This window comes from Lichenibacterium dinghuense (genome assembly GCF_021730615.1).
GTDB classification, from domain to species: Bacteria; Pseudomonadota; Alphaproteobacteria; order Rhizobiales; family Beijerinckiaceae; genus Lichenihabitans; species Lichenihabitans dinghuensis.
Genome location: NZ_JAJLMN010000001.1, coordinates 326,902 through 348,226, shown reverse-complemented (window position 1 = coordinate 348,226; position 21,325 = coordinate 326,902). Strand labels below are relative to the sequence as shown.

19 protein-coding genes are annotated in these 21,325 nt (G+C 71.3%); 10 read left to right on the top strand and 9 right to left on the bottom strand.

Annotation, left to right across the window (positions count from 1 at the left end; translation table 11 throughout):
• Positions 1–218: 218 nt before the first annotated feature.
• The 4 genes from L7N97_RS01625 (at position 219) to L7N97_RS01610 (ending at position 6,136) form a co-directional block, all read left to right on the top strand.
• The gene (locus L7N97_RS01625; protein WP_237481994.1) at positions 219–1,679 is read left to right on the top strand and encodes an ammonium transporter; all 1,461 of its coding nucleotides are present in this window, start codon (positions 219–221) and stop codon (positions 1,677–1,679) included.
• Between the two features lie 266 nt (positions 1,680–1,945).
• A complete protein-coding gene (locus L7N97_RS01620) occupies positions 1,946–4,489 on the top strand; it encodes a DNA translocase FtsK (RefSeq protein WP_237481992.1) in 2,544 nt (847 codons plus the stop codon).
• A 110-nt stretch (positions 4,490–4,599) separates the two neighbouring features.
• Positions 4,600–5,271: a LolA family protein gene (locus L7N97_RS01615; RefSeq protein WP_237476641.1), complete on the top strand. Its 672-nt coding sequence runs from the start codon at positions 4,600–4,602 to the stop codon at positions 5,269–5,271.
• A gap of 61 nt (positions 5,272–5,332) precedes the next feature.
• Positions 5,333–6,136 (top strand): exodeoxyribonuclease III, encoded by an 804-nt coding sequence (locus tag L7N97_RS01610; RefSeq protein ID WP_237476640.1) that lies wholly within the window; start codon positions 5,333–5,335, stop codon positions 6,134–6,136.
• Here L7N97_RS01610 and L7N97_RS01605 read toward each other — a convergent pair.
• Both L7N97_RS01605 and L7N97_RS01600 read right to left on the bottom strand, forming a co-directional pair.
• Complete coding sequence (locus L7N97_RS01605) at positions 6,114–6,557, bottom strand: cyclic nucleotide-binding domain-containing protein (RefSeq protein ID WP_237476639.1); 444 nt, start codon at positions 6,555–6,557, stop codon at positions 6,114–6,116. The two genes, L7N97_RS01610 and L7N97_RS01605, sit on opposite strands and share 23 nt — an antisense overlap.
• 8 nt (positions 6,558–6,565) lie before the next feature.
• Positions 6,566–7,255, bottom strand: a complete 690-nt coding sequence (locus L7N97_RS01600; protein ID WP_237476638.1) for a response regulator transcription factor — start codon at positions 7,253–7,255, stop codon at positions 6,566–6,568.
• Between the two features lie 181 nt (positions 7,256–7,436).
• Here L7N97_RS01600 and L7N97_RS01595 point away from each other — a divergent pair, with 181 nt between their 5' ends.
• The gene (locus L7N97_RS01595) at positions 7,437–9,182 is read left to right on the top strand and encodes a glucan ABC transporter ATP-binding protein/ permease (protein WP_237476637.1); all 1,746 of its coding nucleotides are present in this window, start codon (positions 7,437–7,439) and stop codon (positions 9,180–9,182) included.
• Positions 9,183–9,199: 17 nt separating this feature from the next.
• Here the strand turns inward: L7N97_RS01595 and L7N97_RS01590 are convergent, their stop codons facing one another.
• The 3 genes from L7N97_RS01590 to L7N97_RS01580 all read right to left on the bottom strand — a co-directional run bounded on the left by L7N97_RS01590 (position 9,200) and on the right by L7N97_RS01580 (position 11,922).
• Positions 9,200–10,471: a peptide ABC transporter permease gene (locus L7N97_RS01590; RefSeq protein WP_237476636.1), complete on the bottom strand. Its 1,272-nt coding sequence runs from the start codon at positions 10,469–10,471 to the stop codon at positions 9,200–9,202.
• Positions 10,472–10,580: 109 nt separating this feature from the next.
• Entirely contained in the window at positions 10,581–11,066 is a 486-nt protein-coding gene (locus L7N97_RS01585; RefSeq protein WP_237476635.1) for a DUF2948 family protein, read from the bottom strand.
• A 64-nt stretch (positions 11,067–11,130) separates the two neighbouring features.
• Positions 11,131–11,922 (bottom strand): bestrophin-like domain, encoded by a 792-nt coding sequence (locus tag L7N97_RS01580; protein WP_237476634.1) that lies wholly within the window; start codon positions 11,920–11,922, stop codon positions 11,131–11,133.
• Between the two features lie 167 nt (positions 11,923–12,089).
• Between L7N97_RS01580 and L7N97_RS01575 the strand changes: the two genes are divergently transcribed.
• Complete coding sequence (locus L7N97_RS01575; RefSeq protein ID WP_237476633.1) at positions 12,090–12,350, top strand: hypothetical protein; 261 nt, start codon at positions 12,090–12,092, stop codon at positions 12,348–12,350.
• 4 nt (positions 12,351–12,354) lie between these two features.
• On the opposite strand, the gene L7N97_RS01570 is transcribed toward L7N97_RS01575, so the two are convergent.
• The 3 genes from L7N97_RS01570 to L7N97_RS01560 all read right to left on the bottom strand — a co-directional run bounded on the left by L7N97_RS01570 (position 12,355) and on the right by L7N97_RS01560 (position 15,953).
• The gene (locus L7N97_RS01570) at positions 12,355–13,254 is read right to left on the bottom strand and encodes a VOC family protein (RefSeq protein ID WP_237476632.1); all 900 of its coding nucleotides are present in this window, start codon (positions 13,252–13,254) and stop codon (positions 12,355–12,357) included.
• Positions 13,251–14,156 (bottom strand): SMP-30/gluconolactonase/LRE family protein, encoded by a 906-nt coding sequence (locus tag L7N97_RS01565; protein ID WP_237476631.1) that lies wholly within the window; start codon positions 14,154–14,156, stop codon positions 13,251–13,253. Before L7N97_RS01565 ends, L7N97_RS01570 begins: the two co-directional genes overlap by 4 nt.
• 144 nt (positions 14,157–14,300) lie before the next feature.
• Positions 14,301–15,953: a GMC oxidoreductase gene (locus L7N97_RS01560; protein WP_237476630.1), complete on the bottom strand. Its 1,653-nt coding sequence runs from the start codon at positions 15,951–15,953 to the stop codon at positions 14,301–14,303.
• 192 nt (positions 15,954–16,145) lie between these two features.
• Here L7N97_RS01560 and L7N97_RS01555 point away from each other — a divergent pair, with 192 nt between their 5' ends.
• The 4 genes from L7N97_RS01555 to L7N97_RS01540 all read left to right on the top strand — a co-directional run bounded on the left by L7N97_RS01555 (position 16,146) and on the right by L7N97_RS01540 (position 17,959).
• A complete protein-coding gene (locus L7N97_RS01555; RefSeq protein WP_237476629.1) occupies positions 16,146–16,364 on the top strand; it encodes a YdcH family protein in 219 nt (72 codons plus the stop codon).
• A gap of 63 nt (positions 16,365–16,427) precedes the next feature.
• Positions 16,428–16,583 (top strand): DUF2256 domain-containing protein, encoded by a 156-nt coding sequence (locus L7N97_RS01550; protein WP_237476628.1) that lies wholly within the window; start codon positions 16,428–16,430, stop codon positions 16,581–16,583.
• A 79-nt stretch (positions 16,584–16,662) separates the two neighbouring features.
• Entirely contained in the window at positions 16,663–16,926 is a 264-nt protein-coding gene (locus L7N97_RS01545; RefSeq protein ID WP_237476627.1) for a GlsB/YeaQ/YmgE family stress response membrane protein, read from the top strand.
• A gap of 85 nt (positions 16,927–17,011) precedes the next feature.
• A complete protein-coding gene (locus tag L7N97_RS01540; protein WP_237476626.1) occupies positions 17,012–17,959 on the top strand; it encodes a ring-cleaving dioxygenase in 948 nt (315 codons plus the stop codon).
• Positions 17,960–18,115: 156 nt separating this feature from the next.
• Here the strand turns inward: L7N97_RS01540 and L7N97_RS01535 are convergent, their stop codons facing one another.
• On the bottom strand, positions 18,116–21,310 hold the full coding sequence (locus L7N97_RS01535; protein ID WP_237476625.1) for an efflux RND transporter permease subunit: 3,195 nt from the start codon (positions 21,308–21,310) through the stop codon (positions 18,116–18,118).
• Positions 21,311–21,325: the final 15 nt, after the last annotated feature.

Sequence of the window (21,325 nt, the reverse complement as noted above, 5' to 3'; positions counted from 1 at the left end):
CCTGTCCCCTCCCATCGCCAGTCGAGCATCGACGCCCCCCGCACCGCGGGGGCGCGACCGGCCGTGCCCGCGTGGCCGCGGCGGCGCTCGGCTGACCCACTGCCCACCGGAGTCCATCGATGACGTTCAGTCCCCCGTCGCTCCCCGCGACGCCGCCTTTCCTCAAGTCCGCACGAACGCGAACGGCGCTCGGGCTGGCCGCCGTGTCGCTGCTGGTGATGGCCGGCACCGCCCTGGCGCAGACGCCCGCCCCCGAGGCGGCCACCACGGCCGCCCCGGCGGTCGCCACCGCGACGGCGGCCCTGAAGCCCAACCCGGGCGACACCGCCTGGATGCTGATCTCCTCGGCGCTGGTGCTGATGATGTCGGTGCCGGGCCTCGCGCTGTTCTACGGCGGCCTCGTGCGCTCGAAGAACATGCTGGCGGTGCTCAGCCAGGTGTTCATGATCGTGTCGCTCGTCGGCGTGGTCTGGGTCGTCTACGGCTACTCGCTCGCCTTCGGCGACGGCGGCGCCTGGCAGGGCTACATCGGCGGCCTCAACAAGGTGTTCCTGAAGGGCATCGACGCGACCTCCACGGTCGGCACCTTCTCGCCCCAGACGGTCATCCCGGAATACGCCTACATGGTGTTCCAGATGACCTTCGCGATGATCACCCCGGCGCTGATCGTCGGCGCCTTCGCGGACCGCATGAAGTTCTCGGCCGTCATGCTGTTCATGTTCCTGTGGGTGTCGATCATCTACTTCCCGGTGGCGCACTGGGTGTGGGCGACCGCCGCTCCGGACGACATCATCAAGGCCGCCAAGGCGCTCGCCGCCGCGACCGACGACGCCGCCAAGAAGGCCGCCCAGGCGAACCTCGACGCCGTGACGGCCGGCGCGGGCTGGCTCGCCCAGGCCGGCGCGCTCGACTTCGCCGGCGGCACGGTGGTGCACATCAACGCCGGCATCGCGGGCTTCGTGGGCTGCGTGCTGATCGGCAAGCGCATCGGCTACCCCCGCGAGCCCATGCCGCCGCACTCGCTCACCATGACGATGATCGGCGCCTCGCTGCTGTGGGTCGGCTGGTTCGGCTTCAACGCCGGCTCCAACCTCGAAGCCAACGGCACGACGGCCCTCGCCTTCGTCAACACCATGGTGGCCACCGCCGCGGCCGTGCTGTCCTGGCTGTTCACCGAATGGGCCATCAAGGGCAAGCCGTCGCTGCTCGGCATGGCGTCGGGCGCCGTCGCGGGCCTCGTCGCCGTCACCCCGGCCTCGGGCTACGCCGGCCCCATGGGCTCGGTCGTGCTCGGCCTGCTGGTCAGCCCGCTGTGCTGGTTCTTCGTCGCCGTCGTGAAGGAGAAGTTCCACTACGACGACGCGCTCGACGTGTTCGGCGTGCACTGCATCGGCGGCATCTTCGGCGCCATCATGACGGGCATCCTGGTCGCCCCCTCGCTCGGCGGCGTCGGCATCACCGACTATACCAACCTCAAGGACATGACCGGCACCTACGACATGGGCCAGCAGGTGCTGATCCAGCTCAAGGCCGTCATCTCCACGCTGGTGTGGTCGGGCGCCGGGTCGGCCATCCTGTACTGGATCGTCGACATGGTCATCGGCCTGCGCGTGTCGCCCGAAAAGGAGCGCGAGGGTCTCGACATCGCCGAGCACAGCGAGCGCGCCTACAACTACTGATCCGACTCCGGTCGCGATCTGGCGGGGAAGCGGTCCTTCGGGGCCGCTTTTTCGTTTTCGGCGGGCCCGCCGGCCGTCGGAGAGGGGGCGCCCGGCCCCGCGCTCACGGACCCTTAAGCATATCGACCTAACGTGAGGGTCGGACGGAGCCCCGGGGCTTGCGCGGCGGCCCGAGGGCCACGGGCGCGACGCCGCGCCTCCGCCCGATCCATGGGATCGAACCCGGGCCGCCCGTGCGCATCTCCACGCTTTCGTCCTTCGACATCATGCCGGAGCCCGCGCGCGAGTTCCTGGTGCGGCGCTGCGCCGAAGCCGCCGGCCTCCTGGTGCTCGGCGCCGTCGGAGCCGTCAGCCTGTCGCTGGCCACATGGTCGGTCCACGACCCGAGCTGGAACCACGCCGTGGGCGGCACCGTCCACAACCTCGCCGGGCCCGTCGGCGCCGTCGTGGCCGACCTCGTCATGCAGGTCTTCGGCATCGCCGTGGTGGCCCTGCTGCCGCCCGTCTTCTGCTGGGGGCTGACGCTTCTGTCGCGCCACAGGCTCGACCACGCCCGGCTGCGGCTGATCCTGCTGGCCGCCGGCACCTGCGGCGCGACCGGGCTCGCCTCCTCGCTGCCCGCCACCGACCGCTGGCCGCTCCCGACCGGCCTCGGCGGCATCGTGGGCGACGCCGTCCTGGCGCTGCCGCGCCGCCTCCTCGGCCCCTCCGAGCCCATGCTGATGATCCTGGCGCTGGTCTGCGCCGGGGTGGCGATCCTCGCCCTGACGGCCGCCGCCGGCTTCGGCCTGAAGCCCGCGCCGGGCGAGGTGGACGACGACGCCAGCGCCTACGAGTGGGTGCCGGTGCCGAAGCCGCAGCGCTCCCCCTTCGACGAGGACGCCGACGGCGAGCCCGGCATGGGGCTCGTGTCGCTCGGCGCGGTCCTCCACGCCGGTCTCAGCGCCAGGGCGGCGGTGGGGCGCGCCCTGCGCCGCGGTCGCCCCTCCGAGCCCGTGGCCGTCCCGTCCTGGCTCGAGGCGGGTCCCGTGCCGGCCGGGGCCGCGCCCGCGGGCCGCGTCGAGCCCTCGTTCGACGGGCCCGGCCGCCCGCGCGACGAGAAGGGTCGGCGTGAGCCGTCCTTCGCGCCACCCGCCCGCGACGAGGCCGAGCGCCCCGCGCCCCGCGCGGCCGGCCGCCCCGAGGCCGTCTCGGTCCTGTCCCGCATGGCGGCCGCCGCGGCCCCCCTGCGCGCCGCGGCCCGCCGCCAGCGCGAGTTCCATCCCGGCGGCTACGACCTGCCGAGCCCGGCCATCCTGTCCGAGCCGAAGCGCCTGTCGACCACCGTCGTGTCCGAGGACGCTCTGACCCAGAACGCCCGCCTGCTCGAAAGCGTACTCGAGGACTTCGGCGTCCGCGGCGAGATTATCAACGTGCGCCCCGGCCCCGTGGTCACGCTCTACGAGCTGGAGCCCGCGCCCGGCATCAAGTCGAGCCGCGTGATCGGCCTCGCCGACGACATCGCCCGCTCCATGTCGGCCGTCTCGGCCCGCGTGGCCGTCGTCCAGGGCCGCAACGTCATCGGGATCGAGCTGCCGAACCAGCGCCGGGAAACCGTGTACCTGCGCGAGCTCGTGGGGTCGCCGGACTTCTCGGAATCGAAGTTCAAGCTCGCGGTCGCGCTCGGCAAGACGATCGGCGGCGAGAGCGTCATCGTCGACCTCGCCCGCATGCCGCACCTGCTCGTCGCCGGCACCACCGGCTCGGGCAAGTCGGTCGCCATCAACACCATGATCCTGTCGATCCTGTACCGGCTGAAGCCGGAGGAATGTCGGCTCATCATGATCGACCCGAAGATGCTGGAGCTGAGCGTCTACGACGGCATCCCGCACCTCCTCACCCCCGTCGTCACCGACCCCAAGAAGGCCGTCACGGCGCTGAAGTGGGCGGTGCGCGAGATGGAGGACCGCTACAAGAAAATGTCCAAGGTCGGCGTGCGCAACATCGACGGCTTCAACGCCCGCGTGGCGGAAGCGCTCGCGCGCGACGAGAGCATCACCCGCACGGTGCAGACGGGCTACGACGGGGAAACCGGCGAGGCGGTCTACGAGCGGGAGGAGATGAGCCTGTCGGTCCTCCCCTACATCGTTGTGATCGTGGACGAGATGGCCGACCTGATGATGGTGGCCGGCAAGGACATCGAGGGCGCGATCCAGCGGCTGGCCCAGATGGCGCGCGCGGCCGGCATCCACCTCATCATGGCGACGCAGCGGCCGTCGGTGGACGTCATCACCGGCACCATCAAGGCCAACTTCCCGACGCGCATCTCCTTCCAGGTGACGAGCAAGATCGACTCGCGCACGATCCTGGGAGAGCAGGGCGCCGAGCAGCTGCTCGGCCAGGGCGACATGCTCCACATGGCGGGCGGCGGCCGCATCTCGCGCGTGCACGGCCCCTTCGTGTCCGATGTCGAGGTCGAGGGCGTCGTCGCCCACCTCAAGGCCCAGGGCCGTCCCGACTACCTCGACGCCGTCGTCGAGGAGAGCGACGGGGAGCCCGGGCCGGGCGCCGAGCCCCCCGCGCCGGGCTCGCTCGACGCGGAGGAAGGCGCCGACCTCTACGACCGCGCCGTCGCTGTGGTGCTGCGCGACAAGAAGTGCTCGACCTCCTACATCCAGCGCCGCCTCGCGGTCGGCTACAACAAGGCCGCCTCGCTGGTCGAGCGCATGGAGCGCGAGGGCGTGGTGGCGGCCCCGAACCACGCCGGCAAGCGCGAGGTCCTGGTTGGCGGCGGCGCCGACCGCGAAGCCTTCGACCCGGAGGATCTCTGAGGCGGGCCGGGCCGGGCCTGCCTCCGTTCCGGGCAGCCGAGGCGCCACCGTCTCACAAACGCCACACCGGAACCCTATCGCGCCGACCCATGCCCAGCCGGATTTCCTGCATGAATCGCTCGCTCCCGATCGCGCTCGTGTGTTTCGCCCTGATCGGGGGCCAGGCGTCCGCGGACACGAAGCCGCTCAACCTGCAGTCGGCCAAGGCCGCCAAGCCGGTCGGCAAGCCGGTGCCGCTCGACTCCGACGCGCTGATCGCCAAGGCCAACGCCTATTTCAACGACGACGCGACGATGATCGCCAAGTTCACGCAGATCGGCGGCGACGGCCGCCGCACCGACGGCCAGCTGCTGATCGACCGCCCGGGGCGGATGCGCTTCGCCTATGCCCCGCCGGCGACGCTGGAAGTGGTCGCGGACGGCACGTCCGTCGCCGTGATCGACCGGAAGCTGCACACGCAGGACCTGTATTTCATCGGCCAGACGCCGCTGAAGTTCCTGCTCAAGGATCACGTCGATCTCGCCAGCGACACCAAGATCACCGGCGTATCCGGCGACGGCAACACGGCGTCCATCGACATCGAGGATCACGCCACCTTCGGCGGGACGTCCAAGATCCGGCTGACCTTCGAGCAGCAGCCCTTCGCGCTGAAGCAGTGGACCGTGGTGGACCCGCAGGGCTACGAGACGGTGGTGTCGCTGTCGGACGTCGACCTGCAGACCAAGCCGGACGACAGCCAGTTCAAGATCAACACCGAGCGCATGCTCGACACCCGCAAGTGACGCGGGCGCCGGGCGCCACGGGCGGCCGGCCCGCCGCGCCCGACCACCCGGAACACGCCGTTTGACCCTGACCATCGCGACCTGGAACATCAACTCGGTGCGGCTGCGCATGCCCATCGTGCGCCGCTTCGCCGACCTCGCCCGCCCCGACGTCCTCTGCCTGCAGGAGACCAAGGTGCGGGACGAGGACTTCCCGTTCTCCGACCTGCGCGACCTCGGCTATCGGCACATCGAGATCAGCGGCCAGAAGGGCTATCACGGGGTCGCGATCCTGTCCCGCTACCCGCTGTCCGACGTCGTGCGCGGGCCCTTCTGCCGCGAGGGCCACGCACGCCACATCTCCGCGCGGGTGTCGGTCGGTGCGGGCGTGACGGTGCACAACTTCTACGTCCCCGCGGGCGGGGACGAGCCCGACCCCGCGATCAATCCGAAGTTCGACCACAAGCTTCACTTCCTGGAGCGCATGACCGAGGGGCCGAAGCTGCGCCACCTCCTGCCGGAGCGATCGGTCGTGGTCGGCGACCTCAACATCGCGCCGCTCGAAACCGACGTGTGGAGTCACAAGGCGCTGCTCAAGGTCGTCAGCCACACGCCGGTCGAGGTCGAGGCCTTCGGCCGGGTGCGCGCCGCCGGCGGTTGGGTGGACGCCATGCGGGAGCGCGTGCCGCCGGCCGAGAAGCTCTACACCTGGTGGAGCTATCGCTCGCCCGACTGGGCCGCGGCCGACAAGGGCCGGCGGCTCGACCACGTGTGGCTGAGCCCCGACCTCGGCGGCGAGCTCGGCGCCGTCACGGTCTACAGGCAAGCACGCGGCTGGGACAAGCCGTCCGACCACGTGCCGGTCATGGCGGAGCTGCGGCTCTGAACGCCGCCAGGCGGGCGCCGAGGCGGCTCGCCCAGTAGCGGCGCAGCGCCCCGGCGTTGCCGGGGTGGACGTCGAGCACGCGCATCATCAGCGCCCGGGGCACGGCCACCACGGTGCAGGTCTCGTGCGCCGTGGCGGTCACGGTCTGCACGCCGGGCGCGAACAGCGCCGCCTCGTTCAGCAGCGTCCCGGCCTGCGCCCAGCGCACGGACAGGCTGTCCTCGTGTTCCTCGTCGAGCGCCAGCGTGCCGGCGGCGAGCAGCACGGCGGCTTCGGCCGCCTCGCCGCGCCGGAACAGCACGTGGCCGGCGGGCAGGCGCCGGGTCTCGGCCGAGAAGGCGACCAGCTTCAGGGCTTCGGGGTCGAGGCAGGCGAAGACGGGCAGGCGCCGCAGCCGTCCGATGTCGTCCCCGAGCGCCATGACGCGCCTCACGCCATCAGCCGGTAGCCGCCGGCGTCGGTCACGAGCACGCGGGCGTGGGCCGGGTCGTCCTCGATCTTCTGGCGCAGGCGGTAGATGTGGGTTTCCAGCGTGTGGGTCGTGACGTTGCTGTTGTAGCCCCACACCTCGCGCAGCAGCACGTCGCGGCTCACCACCTGCGGCCCGGCGCGGTACAGGAAGCGCAGGATCGCGGTCTCCTTCTCGGTCAGGCGCAGCCGCGCGCCCCGCTCGGTCGTCAGCAGCTTGGCGCTCGGCTTGAACGTGAAGGTGCCGACCTGCAGCGCCGCGTCCTCGCTGCCGTCGTGCTGGCGCAGGTGGGCGCGGATGCGCGCCAGCAGCACGGCGAAGCGGAAGGGCTTGGACACGCAGTCGTTGGCGCCGGCTTCGAGCGCCGCCACGACCTCGTCCTCCGGCGCCCCCGCGCCGCTCAGCACGATCACGGGGCCGGAGAACCCGTCGGCGCGCAGCGATTTCACGAGGATCAGGCCGTCGCGGTCCGGCAGGGCGCTGGCCAGGATGACGAGGTCCGGCCGGCCCGAGTCCAGCGCCGCCTCGGCTTCGGCGGCCGAGCCGGCGCAATGGGCCGAGAATTCCGCGTGGCCGCCGAGCTGCTCGGTCAGGGTGGCCCGCAGATCGCCGTCGTCGTCGACGATGAGGATCTTGCGGGCATGAGCCATGGGCGCGTCTTTCCGATCGGCGGAGGGGCCCCGCGCTCCGGCTTCCCGGCCGCGGGGAGCCTCCGCCGCGCCTCACGTTGCGCAAAGTCGCGCGGCGGCGCAAGCGCCGCGACGCCGGCCTCGCTCCAATCTCCCCGGATCCGTGCTAATCGCTCCCCGTCGTCCTCCCGCCGAAGCCCCCATGATCCGCCTGTATTTCCGCGTCCTCGGCGCGCTCGGGGCCGAGCGGCGCGTCGCTGCCGTTCTGGTGCTCGCCAATGCCGTGCTGGCCGCGGCGCAGTTCGGCGAGCCCGTCCTGTTCGGCCGCATCATCGACCGCGTCACGGGCTCGGGCGGGGGAGGGTGGGCCGGTGTGCTTCCTCCGCTGATCGCCTGGGGGGCGCTCGGCCTGTTCAACATCCTGTGCGGCGTGTCGCTGGCCTTCAACGCCGACCGCCTCGCCCATCGCCGCCGCCTCGACCTCACGGCGAGCTTCTTCGAGCACGTGCTGCACCTGCCGACGAGCTTCCACGGCGCGAACCATTCCGGGCGGCTGCTCAAGGTCATGCTGGAAGGCGTGAACGGCATGGCGGGGCTGTGGCTGTCCTTCTTCCGGGACAATTGCGCGTCCTTCGTCGCGCTCACGGTGATGATGCCGCTGTCGCTCTTCGTGAACTGGCGGCTCGGGGTCCTGCTGGTGGTGCTCGTCGCCGCCTCCGGCTCGGCCACCCTGCTCGTGCTGCGCCACACCGAGGCCATGCAGACCAGCGTCGAGCGCCACAACAGCGGCCTCGCCGAGCGCGTCGCCGACAGCTTCGCCAACGTGCCCGTGATCCAGAGCTTCACCCGCGTGGCCAACGAGGCGCGCGGCCTGCGCCGCGTCACCGAGGCCGTGCTGGCGGCGCAGATGCCGGTGCTGTCCTGGTGGGCGCTGGCCGCCGTGGCGACGCGGGCGGCCTCGACGCTGACGCTGCTGTCGATCTTCGTGCTGGGCCTCGCGCTGCATTTCCGCGGCCTCGCCACGGTGGGCGAGATCGTGGCCTTCATGAGCCTCGCCGCCGGCATGATCGCCCGGCTCGACCAGCTCGTGTCCTTCTCCAACGCGCTGTTCCTGCAGGTGCCGAAGCTGCGCGACTTCTTCGGCGTGCTCGACACCGTGCCGGCCGTGGCCGATCGTCCGAGGGCCCGCGATCCCGGCCGCGTCGCCGGCCGCGTCGCCTTCGAGGGCGTCGCCTACAGCTACGACGGCCGGCGCGACGCCGTGTCCGACGTCGCCTTCACGGTCGAGGCCGGCGAGACGGTGGCGCTCGTCGGCGAGACCGGGTCGGGGAAGTCGACGACGCTCGGCCTGCTCCACCGCGTCTTCGATCCCGCCCGGGGCCGCATCACGGTGGACGGCACCGACCTCCGCGACATCCAGCTCGCGGGCCTGCGCCGCAACATCGGCGTGGTGTTCCAGGAGCCGATGCTGTTCGCCCGCTCGATCGAGGAGAACCTGCGCGTGGGCGCGCCCGAAGCCTCGGCCGAGGAAGTGGAGTCGGCGCTGCGCCGCGCCCGCGCGCTCGACTTCGTGGCGCGCCAGCCCGCCGGCCTCGCCACCGTGCTCGGCGAGCGCGGCCGGTCGCTGTCGGGCGGCGAACGCCAGCGCCTCGCCATCGCGCGGGTGCTGCTGAAGGACCCGCCGATCCTGCTGCTCGACGAAGCCACGAGCGCGCTCGACGCCGTCACGGAGCGGCTGGTGCAGGACGCCATCGACGCCGCGGCGCGCGGGCGCACCACCTTCATCATCGCGCACCGCCTGTCGACCGTGCGCCGGGCCGACCGCATCCTCGTCTTCCACGACGGACGCATCGTCGAGGAAGGGGGCTTCGACGAGCTTCTGCGGCGCGGCGGCCGCTTCGCCGCGCTGGCGCGGGCCCAGGGATTCGCCGTGGCCGAGGCGGGCTAGCGCCGATCCTCGGCGGCTCAGCTCGCGGCGCGCCGCCGGTCCGGCACCTCGACGGTCGGCACCACCCGCGCTTGGGGCCGCTCCGTGCGGTACTGGCCGCGGATCACCACGGCGAAGGCCAGCGCGCCGACCGACAGCGTCGTGACCCACCACAATTCTGTGGTGTCGAGCCCCCACAGCGCGAAGGTCAGGCCGGACACGATCTCGGCCAGCAGGAAGGGCGCCACCGCTTCCGAGGTCCGCCCGGCCAGGACGAAGCCGCCGTAGGCCACCGCGGCCGCCGCGACGGCCCCGACGAGGCCGAGGTCGTACCAGATCTCGAAGGCGAGGCTGCGCGGGATCTCGGGCGGCAGGAAGCCCACCACGGCGCCGCGCGTCGCGAGGTCGAGCCCGTGCCCGGTGAGCACCCGCGCCGGCGACGAGGCCACGATGTCGGCCCACAGGTGGAGCGCCCGCGCCATGGCGCCGAACTCCGGCACGCTGCCGCCGAGCGCGGCCCCGAGCCGGTCGAAGACAGGGCCGAAGACGAAGGGGATGGCGGGCGCGAGCAGGAGGACGGCCGCCGCGGCGACGCCGAGGACGGTGCCGGCGCGGCGCGGCGACAAGGTCGCGAGCGCGAAGGCCACGGCGCCGAGCGCCAGCGCGGTCAGCGCCACCGGCGTCCAGGCCGCCATGGCGCTGAGCGTGATGCCGACTACGAGCAGCGCCGCGGAGGTCCAGCGCTCGCGCACCGCCAGGGCGCCCAGCGCGGGCCAGACCAGCACGACGAGGCTCACCACGGCGCGCACCAGCGTCGCATCGGGGTCGGGGAACACGCTGAGCCGCTGCGCGCCGACGAGGCCGAACACCGCGGTGGCCACGCCGGCCGGCACGAGGCCGAGCGGGAAAAGGTAGAGGTTCGAGGTCCGCGTGCGCTCGGGCAGCACCGCCAGAACCACCGCGACGCCGAGGATCGTGCCGCCCTCCTTGAGCCAGCGCAGGCCCGCGTCGGCGGGAAAGGGCGTCCACAGGATCGACAGCGCGGTCCACACCAGCAGGGCCGCGCCGCCGAGCCCCGCCGTCGTGGTCAGGCCGCGGGCGAGGCGTCGCTCGATGGGCGGGCGCGGCAGCAGCGTCGCGGCCAGCACCAGCAGTCCCCCGCCGATGGGCAGCAGCGTGAAGACGGCGCGGCGCGACACGACGGCGCTCAGCGGCACCGCGAAGGCCAGCACGAAGAGGCCGAGGCGGGTCAGCAGCAGCGCGGCGTCGGCGGCCGGGTCGTCGAGGGGGCGGGCGCGGGATAAGGGCATGAGAACGCGTTTCGGGCGCGGATCTGGAAGGAACCCGCGCCCTCACGCTAACGTGAAACGGGCCTCGATATTGTTGCAGCGCTGCAACAAAGGCGGCCCAACCGCGGCGTCAGGCCGGCGACGGCCGCGGGACGCCGTCCCGGTCGGGCGGGCTCTTGCAGTTCCAGCGCGGCCCGATGTCGGACAGGACGGCTTCGAGCACCTCCACGTCGAGCCGCACGGCGCCGTCATCGTCGAAATGCAGCATGACGGTGCCGGCCGGCGCCTCTGTGGGCTCGTAGGAGATGGCCAGCAGCGTCAGCACCGCGTCCGGGTCCTGGTCGAAGCCGGCGCGCCGCACCCGCGTCACCCGCTCGAAGTGCAGGCCGGTGCCGCAGCGCTCGCAGCCGCCGCGGGCCGCCGCGTACCAGTCGAACCGCGCGCCCGCGAGCGCGAAGCGGCGCTGCTCTGGCAGGTAGGCCATGTCGCCGACGCGGATGTCGGCGTCCTGCAGGTGCGCCGAGAGGATCGCCAGCCCTTCCGGATCGAGCGCCGCGATGCGGAGCGGTTCCGCGTCGGGCAGGAGGTTGGCGGCGTCGGGCTGGGCCTCGATCATGGTGGGTTCCGCGTGGATGACGGCGGTATAAGCCCGAGCGCGCGCCGCCTGTTCCCGCGGCGCATCACCCAGCGGGAGGCGCGGCCGGGATGGCGTTCAGCGTGTCCTCGAGCGGCTGTGTGGGCACCTGGATGGTGCCGCGATCGGGCCGCTGGAGATCCAGCATCAGGGCGATCAGGGTCGACACCAGCAGGGCCATGATGAGGTTGGCGACGCGGCGCTTGACGCCCGCGACGCCCGCCCCGTAGCCCGAGAAGCCGAGGGCGACCAGCGCGGTTCCGGCCAACATCAGCGACACGACGACGGGCACGTGGTTGCGCAGCGCGGTGACGCGCTTCTCGCCCATGTTGTTCATGTCGTTGAGGTTCCACACGAACTGGTAGACGCCGAGGCTTTGCGGCTCCGCCGTCTCGGCCGCCACGGCCCGGCGCCACAGGTCAGCGCGGAGCTGGCCGGATCGCTGGATGTCGGCGGCGAATCTGGCGGCGTCGTGGGGGGCGCCGAGCGCGATGCGGAGTTCCGTGTATTCTTTGAGGTCGGCGAGGACCGGCGCCTGCTCGGCCCGGGGCAGCATCAGCGCGAAGTTGGCGGCCGAGCCGATGGCGTTGGCCTCCTGCAGCACGGCTTGGCGGCGGAGGTCGTAGCGCTCGAGGGCCATGGAATAGGTGAAGGCGATCAGCAGGGCGAGCAGGCCGAGGGCGGCGCTGGCGAGGTTTCCGGCGTCCGTGTCGTCGGCGACCTTCCTGCGATGGGCGCGTCCGAGCCGATTGCCGAACTCGGCGGCGGCGATCAGCAGGGCGAGCAGAATCACCAGCACCTCGACGAGACCGAGGGACTGCAGGCTTTCGAAGGACAAGCTCGGAACTCCGCGACGGGCCGCGCCGCGCGGTCCCCCCGGCGCCCTTCGCACGTCCGTCCGCACGGCGCCACCGCCCCTCGCTTGGCCGGCGGGCCCCGGGCCGCTACCGTGGCGCGCATCGATCGGAGGGTGACATGTCCGGGGCGCTTCGGAGATGCGGATTCGTGGCGGCCCTGGCCCTGCTGTCCGGTCCGGCGCCCGCGCAGGAGGCGCCGGTCGGCCCCTGCTCGCCCCACCGCGGTGCGGACGGCGACATCCCGAGCGAGATGCCGGGCTGCGCGCGGCACCGGCGGCCCGCTCCGGGATCGCTCGACGACGAGCTCGACTTCATGCGGCGGCGGCACGACGGCGCGGCCACCGCATCGGACGAGCCCGGCGACGACGCGCCCGCCCCGCGCCACCGCGTCCGTCGACGGCGCGACTGAGGCGTCAGGCTGCTCCGCCGGCCTCGAACACCACGACCATGTGCCCGTCCGGGTCGCTCAGCAGGGCCGCGCGAGCGCCGCCCGGCAGCGCCGCGCCCCGGGTGACGTGGTCGCCCGACAGCGTCGCGACCTCGATCCACACGCGCGTGGCCCAGACGTCGTCGGCCCGCGTGTCGGCCGGCATGGGGCGGCGCGTGCCGACCTCGTAGCCCAGAAGCTCGACGTGCGGCGGCTTCGCGGGCGGCCGCATCGGCACCACCCGGCAGCGGTCGTCCGCGACGTCGTCGAGCCGTTCCTGCTCGACGCCGTGGTTGTGCGTGCCGTCCCCGGCCGTCAGGCCGAGCCCCTCGAAGAAGGCCCGGCTCCGGTCGGCGTCGCCGACCGCCACCGCCGTGTGGTCGATGCCGAGGAAGGGCGAGGCGACGTCGCGCGCGTGCCAGGCCTCGGCTCCCGTCCCTGCCGGGAAGAACAGGAGCTCCAGCGGGTGCCCGTCGGGGTCGCGGAACTTGAAGGCGGTCACGCCGCCGGTGTTGGCCGGCAGGGTCTGCGGCCCGCCCCGCGTGATCGGCCGCGCCCCGGCGGCCAGCGCGCGGCGATGGGCTTCCGCCATGTCGGACACCACGACGGCGATGTGCTGGAACCAGAGGTCGGTCGAGGTGCTGTCCGCCGGGTAGGGGCGGCCGGGAGGGTCGAAGGCGACGAAGGACACTTCCTGCGCGCCGAGCGCCATCGTCAGCCGCTCGGCCCTCGCGTCCCGCAGCCCCAGCAGCGCTAACTCCGCACCGTCCACGGTGACGGGCTCGCCGAGGGCCGCGAAGCCCAGACCCTCGTAGAAGTGCCGGGTTCCCGCGAGGTCGGACGCGGTGAAGTCGACGCGCGCGACGCGCCGGGACTGCAGGGTCATGGGCGGCGCGCTCCCCGCACGTTGGTGTAGATGGCGTAGAGGGTGTGGGACGCGCAGATGAAGAGCTGCGCGCGGTTGCGCCCGCCGAACTCGACGTTGGCAACGGTGAAGGGCACCTTGATCTTGCCCAGCACGTCGCCGGAGGGCGAGACGCAGTGCACGCCGTCTCCGGCGCTCGTCCACACGTTGCCCTCCTCGTCGACACGGAAGCCGTCGCTGTTGCCGGGCGACACGGTGTGGAACTTGCGTCCCCCGCCGAGCCGCGCGCCGTCGGCCGACACGTCGAAGACGCGGATGTACTGCGTCGGCTCGGCATCGAACTGGCCGCCGGTCTCGGCGACGTAGAGCTTCGATTCGTCGGGCGAGAAGGCGAGGCCGTTCGGTCCCTCGAAGTCGTCGGCCACGACAGCCAGCGAGCCGTCGGCGGGGTCGAGCCGGTACAGGTTGGCGGGCAGGAACGCCTCACGCTTGCCGCCCTCGTAGTCCGTGTTGGTGCCGTAGGGCGGGTCCGAGAACCAGATCGTGCCGTCCGACTTCACCACGACGTCGTTGGGCGAGTTCAGCGGCTTGCCGTCGTAGCGGTCCGCCAGCACGGTGATGCGCCCGTCGACCTCGGTGCGGGTGATGCGGCCGCCGTGCGAGCAGGAGATCAGCCGGCCCTGCATGTCGCGGGTGTGGCCGTTCTCGAAGCCGCTCGGCTCGCGGAACACCGAGATCCCGCCGGACAGGCTCCAGCGCATGACGCGGTCGTTGGGCAGGTCGGACACGAGCAGGCACTGCTGGTCGGCGAACCAGACGGGGCCTTCGAGCCAGCCGAACCCCTCCCCGAGCTTGGTCAGCGCCGCGTTGGGCAGCACCATGCGCTTGAAGCTCTTGTCGATGATCTCGTAGTCGTCGGCCATGGCCCTGCCTGGGAAACTGATCCTCGGAGGCCCTCGGCCTCCGGAGGGTGCGGGGCTGAGCCCCGCGCCCGAAGCGTCGTCATGGCCGGGCGATCCGCCGGCATCTCGACGCGATGAGGTGGCCCCGCTCGGTCGCGGCCCGCCCTAGGCGGGCTCCAGGATCGGCGAGTGTCCCGCCAGCACGTAGCTGTTGCCGACCGCGGGCTGCGCCGCCGGCACGTCCCTGGCGCCCAGGCGCTCGCGCAAGTTGTCGGCCACGCGCAGCGCGTTGGCGATGATGGTCAGCGTCGGGTTCACGGCGCCGATCGACGGGAAGAAGCCGGCATCCGTGGAATACAGGTTGTCGAGTTCGTGCGCCTTGCAGTTCACGTCGAGCACGGAGCTCTTCGGGTCGGTGCCGAACTTCATGGTGCCGGCCTGGTGGGCGGTGCCGCCGACCGGGATGTCCTTGCCGAGGTAGAGGTCGCGCTCCAGCAGGAAGGGCGCGCAGCCCGCCGCCTTCATCATGCGCTCCAGCCGCTTCGTGAGCTGCTTGTGCGCCTCCATGCTGGTCTCGTGGAGGTCGAGGAACACCTTCTCGCCCTCGTAGCGGATGCGGTTCTCGGGGATCGGCAGGTCCTCGCTCGACAGCCAGAAGTCGAGCGCGTGGTCGGCGATCTTGTTGAAGGGCAGCTGCGGGATGAAGTCGTTCAGCCAGTGCGGCACCTCCTCGCCGCGCACCTGGTCGCCGTGGGTGGTGGCGCACATCTGGATCAGGCCGATCGGGTAGGGGTACTCCTCGTCGCCGAAATAGTAGTCGCTGCAGCCCAGCGTCTTCTGGAACACCGTGGTGTTCTTCTCCTTCAGGAAGGCCATCAGAACCGACTGGTTGTGGCGCATGTAGTTGCGCCCCACCTGGTCGGAGCCGTTGGCGAGGCCGTTGTCGTGGTTCGGCCCGTAGGAGCGCAGCATCAGCTGCGCGGACGACAGCGCGCCGCAGGCCACGACGAAGACGTCGGCCGAGTAGCGCTCCATGACGCCGTTGCGGTCGACGTGGACGTATTTGACGGTCTTGCCGTCCGGCGACGTCTCCAGGCGCTTGGCGTAGGCCTCGGTGAGCAGGGTCACGTTTTTGAAGCGGGCGATCGTGGGATCGATGCAGATCACCTGCGCGTCGGCCTTGCCGTTGAGCAGGCAGGGGAAGCCGTCGAAGGCGTCGCAGCGCATGCAGATGCTGGTCGGCTTCGGCTTCCCGTCCTTGCCCTCGTCGAGCAGGATGCCCATCGGCATGTGGAACGGGTGGAGGCCCTGCTCGGTCCAGCTCCGGCTCAGCTTCTCGATCAGCGGCTCGTGGCTGACGGGCGGGTAGGGGAAATCGCCCGAGCGCGGGGGCTCGGTGGAGTCCTCGCCCGCCTTGCCGTGCACGTGGAACAGCTTCTCGGCCGCCGTGTAGTAGGGCTCGAACTCGCCGTAGCCGATCGGCCAGGCGGGCGAGATCCCGTTGGGGTGCTTCAGCTCGCCGAAGTCGCGCTCGCGCAGGCGGAACAGCGCCGCGCCGTAGACCTTCGAGTTGCCACCGACGTAGCGGTGGAGGCCCGGCTTGAAGGACGAGCCGTCCTTCCCGTACCATGTCTCGTCGACCTGGTACTTGCCGTCGACGAAGACCGTCTTGGAGTTCCAGTTCGCCTGCTCGCGCGGCAGGTAGGGCCCGCGCTCCAGGATCAGGATGCGCTTGCCCGTGGGCGCGAGGCTGTGGGCCATCGAGCCGCCGCCCGGGCCGCTGCCGATGATGATGACGTCGTAGTGGTCGTCGGACATGGGGCGTCCCTTCGCTCGTGGTGGCGCTCGGCCTGACGGCCATTCGGACAATTAAACGGCCCTCAGTGTCGCGGGTTGCAGCGCACACCATAAAGCCGGAGCCCGCGCCAGCCGGCGGCCCGGCCGCCTTGCGATCCGCCCCGAGTCGGGGGAATAGTGTGCGGCGTGTGCGCGGGGGAGTGCGATCCGGCGATGGCCAAGGACCTGACCGACGATGAACGCGTGTCGTTCCAGGCCGAGATCGACCGCCTGCGGGAGGAGCATCGCGACCTCGACGCTGCCATCGAGGCTCTGATTGACCTCGGCCGCATCGATCAGCTCCAGGTTCAGCGCTTCAAGAAGCGCAAGCTGGCCCTCCGCGACCGCCTGTCCTTCCTCGAAGACCAGATGACGCCGGACATCATCGCCTGACGCATCGCCCGGTGCCGGCCGCGCCGGGGCGCCCCATGTGAGGGGCTCCACGCGAGCCTCGCCATGCGCAAGAAAGCCGACCTCCCCACCAAGATCTGCGCCCACTGCGGCCGCCCGTTCGCGTGGCGCAAGAAGTGGGAGAAGGTGTGGGACGAGGTGCGCTACTGCTCCGACCGCTGCCGGCGCGAGCGGAAATCGCCGGGCCGGGCGGAAGCTTGACCGGAACCATGACGCCGCGGCGCCAGTTCCCCTGCCGCGCAGGCCCGACCCGGGCCTGCCTGTCTTTGGGGGAACCACCATGCCGCTCGACGGCGCTTCCATCATCACCTGGATCATCGTCGGCGGCATCGCCGGCTGGCTCGCCGGCCTGCTCGTCCAGGGCGGCGGCTTCGGCATCATCGGCGACATCGTGATCGGCATCATCGGCGCCATCATCGCCGGCTACCTGTTCCCGGCGCTGGGCATCCCGCTCGGGGCCGGCATCGTGGCGGCCATCATCGACGCGCTGATCGGCGCCGTGGTGCTGATCCTCGTCATCCGCCTGGTGCGACGCGCGGCCTGACGGCCCTCCCCATCGCTTTCCTTCGGAAAGCCGGGCATCCTCGCGGGTGCCCGGCTTTCGTCCGTTCACAGCGCGAGTCCTCCCCATGGTCCTGACCGGCTTCCACCACCTCACCGCCGTCACGGCCGACGCGCCGAACAACCACCGCTTCTACACGCAGGTGCTGGGGATGCGGCTGGTGAAGAAGACCGTGAACCAGGACGACGTGTCGGCCTACCACCTGTTCTACGCCGACGGGCTCGCCTCGCCCGGCTCGGACGTGACCTTCTTCGACTGGCCGGCGGCGCGCGAGCGCCGCGGCTCGGGTTCGGTGGTGCGGACGGGGTTGCGCGTGCCGGGGCGCGACGCGCTGCACTGGTGGGGCGAGAGGCTCGCCGCGGCGGGCGTGTCGCGGGGCGGGATCGCCGAGCGGGACGGCCGGCTGGTGCTGGACTTCGAGGACCCGGAGGGCCAGCGCCTGTCGCTCGTCGCCGACCCCGGCACCGCGCCGCACCACCCCTGGGCCCGCAGCCCGGTGCCGCGCGACTATCAGGTGCTGGGCCTGGGCGCCATCACGCTGAGCACGGCGCGGGTCGAGGCGACCGACGCCGTGCTGCGCGACGTGCTCGGGATGGAGCGGGTGCGCTCTTACCGCGACGGCGACGTCGAGGCCCACGTCTATGCCATGGACGGCGGCGGCGAGACCGCGAAGGAACTCCACCTGCTCGACGAGCCGGGCAAACCCGCGGCGGGGCAGGGCGCCGGCGGCGTGCACCACGTGGCGCTGCGCACGCCGGACGAGGACACCTACCGCGGCTGGGCCGAGCGGCTCAAGGCGATGCGGATGCCGTCGAGCGGGCCGATCGACCGCTTCTACTTCCGGAGCCTGTATTTCCGCGAGCCGGGCGGCGTGCTGTTCGAGATCGCCACGGACGGGCCCGGCTTCGCCACCGACGAGCCGATGGAGCGCCTCGGCGAGACGCTGTCGCTGCCGCCGTTCCTGGAGGGGCGCCGCCGCGAGATCGAGGCGGGGCTGAAGCCGCTCGACGTGTGACCGCAGGGGAGGTCGGTTTCGGAGTGCTTCTGGCCTTTCGCGAGGTCCGGTCCGGCGCTCCGCAGCGGCGATCTCGTGTCTGTGCAGGACGCCCCCCGTCCGCGCTGACGGACGAAGAACCTGCGCGACGACGGCGAGGGAGGCGCCGACGTGCTGTCATGCCGGCGCCGGCGCGCCCCCGTCGCCGCCGCGGTCCCGCGCCTCGGCCTCGCGCTCCTCGCGGGTCTTCGGCGGCGCGATCCCGCGCTTGCGGTCGAGCCACTCCGCGACGCGCTGGAACACCACGTAGAGCATCGGGATCACGAAGAGCCCGACCACCGACGACACGATCATGCCCGCGAAGACGGGGGTGCCGACGTCGCGCCGGCTGAGCTTGGCGGCGCCTTCCGCGACGACCAGGGGCAGGAGACCCAGCACGAAGGCGATCGATGTCATGATCACGGCGCGGAACCGCTGGCCCGCGCCCTCGATGGCGGCGTCGAGGATCGGCACGCCCTCGGCGCGGCGGTCCTTGGCGAATTCCACGATCAGGATGCCGTTCTTGGCCGCCAACGCCACCAGCACCACGAGGCCGAGCTGCGCGTAGAGGTCGAGCACCAGCCCGGCCAGGATGATGCCCATGAAGGCGCCGAACACGCCCACGGTGACGGACAGCAGCACCGAGACGGGGATCAGCCAGCTCTCGTAGAGCGCAACCAGGAACAGGTAGGCGAAGAGGATCGCGAAGCCGAGCACGTAGCCGGTCTTGCCGCTCGCTTGGTATTCCTGGAAGGCGGTGCCGGTCCATTCGTAGGAATAGCCCGTCGGCAGCGTCTTGTCGGACACCTCCGCCATGGCGGCCAGCGCCGCGCCCGATGACACGCCGGCCCTGGGCGAGCCCTGGATCGGGATGGCGCGGTAGTTGTTGTAGCGCGTGATGACCTGCGGGCCCTGCACGACGCGCAGGGACGCCAGCGAGCGCAGCGGCACCTCGCCGCCGGACCTGTTCTTGACGTAGATCTGCCAGATGTCGGCGATGTCGGCGCGGTCCTTGGCCTCACCCTCGATGTTGACCTGCCAGGTGCGGCCGTAGAGGTTGAAGTTGTTGATGTAGGTGCCGCCGAGCGTCGACTGCAGCACGTTGAAGATGTCGCCGATGTTGACGCCGAGCGCCGACGCCTTCACGCGGTCGATGTCGAGGTAGAGCGACGGGTTCGAGGCCGTGAAGGTGGTGAAGACCCGCTGGAGGTCAGGGTTCGCGTTGGCGGCGGCGATCAGACCCTGCGCGGCCTGGCCGATGATCGCCGGGTCTTGGCCCTGAAGGGCCTCGAGGTCGTATTCGAACCCGCCCGAGGTCGACAGGCCGATGATGGGCGGCAGGTTGAAGGCGATGACGTTGCCGGAGCGGATCTGCTGCGCGTCGCGGAAGACCGCGCCGATCGTGGCCTGGACCGAGTCGGCCGCGGCCGTGCGATCCTCGAAGGGCTTGAGCTTGACGACCATGAAGCCGGCGTTGGGCTCGGACACGGTGTCGAGGAACGAATAGCCCACCACCGCGAAGGTGTCGGCCACCTGCGGCATCTTGAGGAGCAGGTCCTCCATGGTCTTCACGGTCTCGCCCGTGCGGTTGACCGAGGCGCCGTCGGGCAGCTGGATCACCACGAAGAAGGCGCCCTGGTCCTCCTCGGGCAGGAAGCCCGTCGGCGTCCGCAGCGCCGCGAAATAGACCGCGACCGCGAAGCCCGCGATGATCACGACGGACACGATCGCCACCCGGACGAGGCGCGCCACGACCCAGGCGTAGCCGTCGCGGGTCTTGTCGATGCCGTTCAGCACGCGGCCCATGATGCCGCGCCGCTTCCCGCTCGGCCGCAGGAAGATGCCGCACAGCGCCGGCGACAGCGTCAGCGCGTTGATGGCCGAGATCAGCATGGCGATGGAGATCGTCACCGCGCATTGCCGGAACAGCACGCCGGTGAGGCCGGGGATGAAGGCCAGCGGCACGAACACCGAGAGCAGAACCAGCGTGATCGCCACGATGGGCGCGGTGATCTCGCGCATGGCCTGCTTGGTGGCCTCCCCGGGGCTGAACTCGGGATGCTCCTCCATCACGCGCTCGACGTTCTCGACCACCACGATGGCGTCGTCGACCACGATGCCGATGGCGAGCACCATGGCGAGCAGCGACACCGTGTTGGCCGAGAAGCCGAACACCAGCAGCACCGCGAAAGTGCCGATGAGGCTGACCGGCACCGCCACGGCGGGGATCAGCGTGGCGCGCAGGTTGCCGAGGAACACGAACACCACGATCACGACGAGCACGAAGGCCTCGCCGAGCGTCTTCAGCACCTCCGAGATCGTGTCGCGCACGAAGGTGGTGGAGTCGTAGACGACCTTGTTCTTCAGCCCCTCGGGGAATCGCTTCGACACCTTGTCGAGCGTGGCCTGCACGGCCGCGGCCGTGTTCACGGCGTTGGCGCCGGGCGACAGGTAGATGCCGATGGCGACGGCCGGCTTGCCGTCGAGGCGGCTGAAGTTGTCGGAGTTCTGCGCGCCGAGGTCGACGCGGGCGACGTCCTTGACCTTGATGGTCGAGCCGTCCGGGTTGGCGCGGATGACGATGTCGCCGAACTGCTCGGGCGTGGTCAGCCGTCCCTGCGTCTGCAGGTTGAACTGGAACTGCTGCTCGTCCGAGATGGGCCGCGCGCCGATGCGGCCCACGGCGGCCTGCACGTTCTGCGACTGGATGGCGTTGACGACGTCGGAGGGCGCCATGTTGAGGTTGTTGAGGCGCTGGACGTCGAACCAGATCCGCATCGAATAGTTGAGCTTGCCGAACAGCGACGCCTGGCCCACGCCCGCCGTGCGCGACAGCTCGTCGAGCACGTTGATGATGACGTAGTTGGTGATGAACAGCGGGTCCTGCTGGCCGTTGTCGCTGTAGAACATCATGAACTGCAGAACGGAGGACGAGCGCTTCTGCACCGTCAGCCCTTCCGCCTGCACTTCGGAGGGCAGCTGCGACAGGGCCGTCTGCACGCGATTGTTGACGTTGACGGTGTCGATGTTCGGGTCGGTGCCGAGCGCGAACGAGACCGTGAGGTTGTAGGAGCCGTCGTTGCCGCTCGACGACTTCATGTAGAGCATCTGGTCGACGCCCACGATCTGCGCTTCGAGCGGCTGCGCCACCGCGGTCTCGACCACCGAGGCCGAGGCGCCGGGGTAGGTGGCGGCCACCTGCACCTGCGGCGGCACGATGTCGGGGAACTGCGCCACCGGGATGCGCAGGATCGAGAGCGCGCCCGCGATGGTGACGATGATCGAGATCACGATCGCGAGGCGCGGCCGGTCGACGAAGATGGAGGAGATCATGCGGGGCGGCGCTTT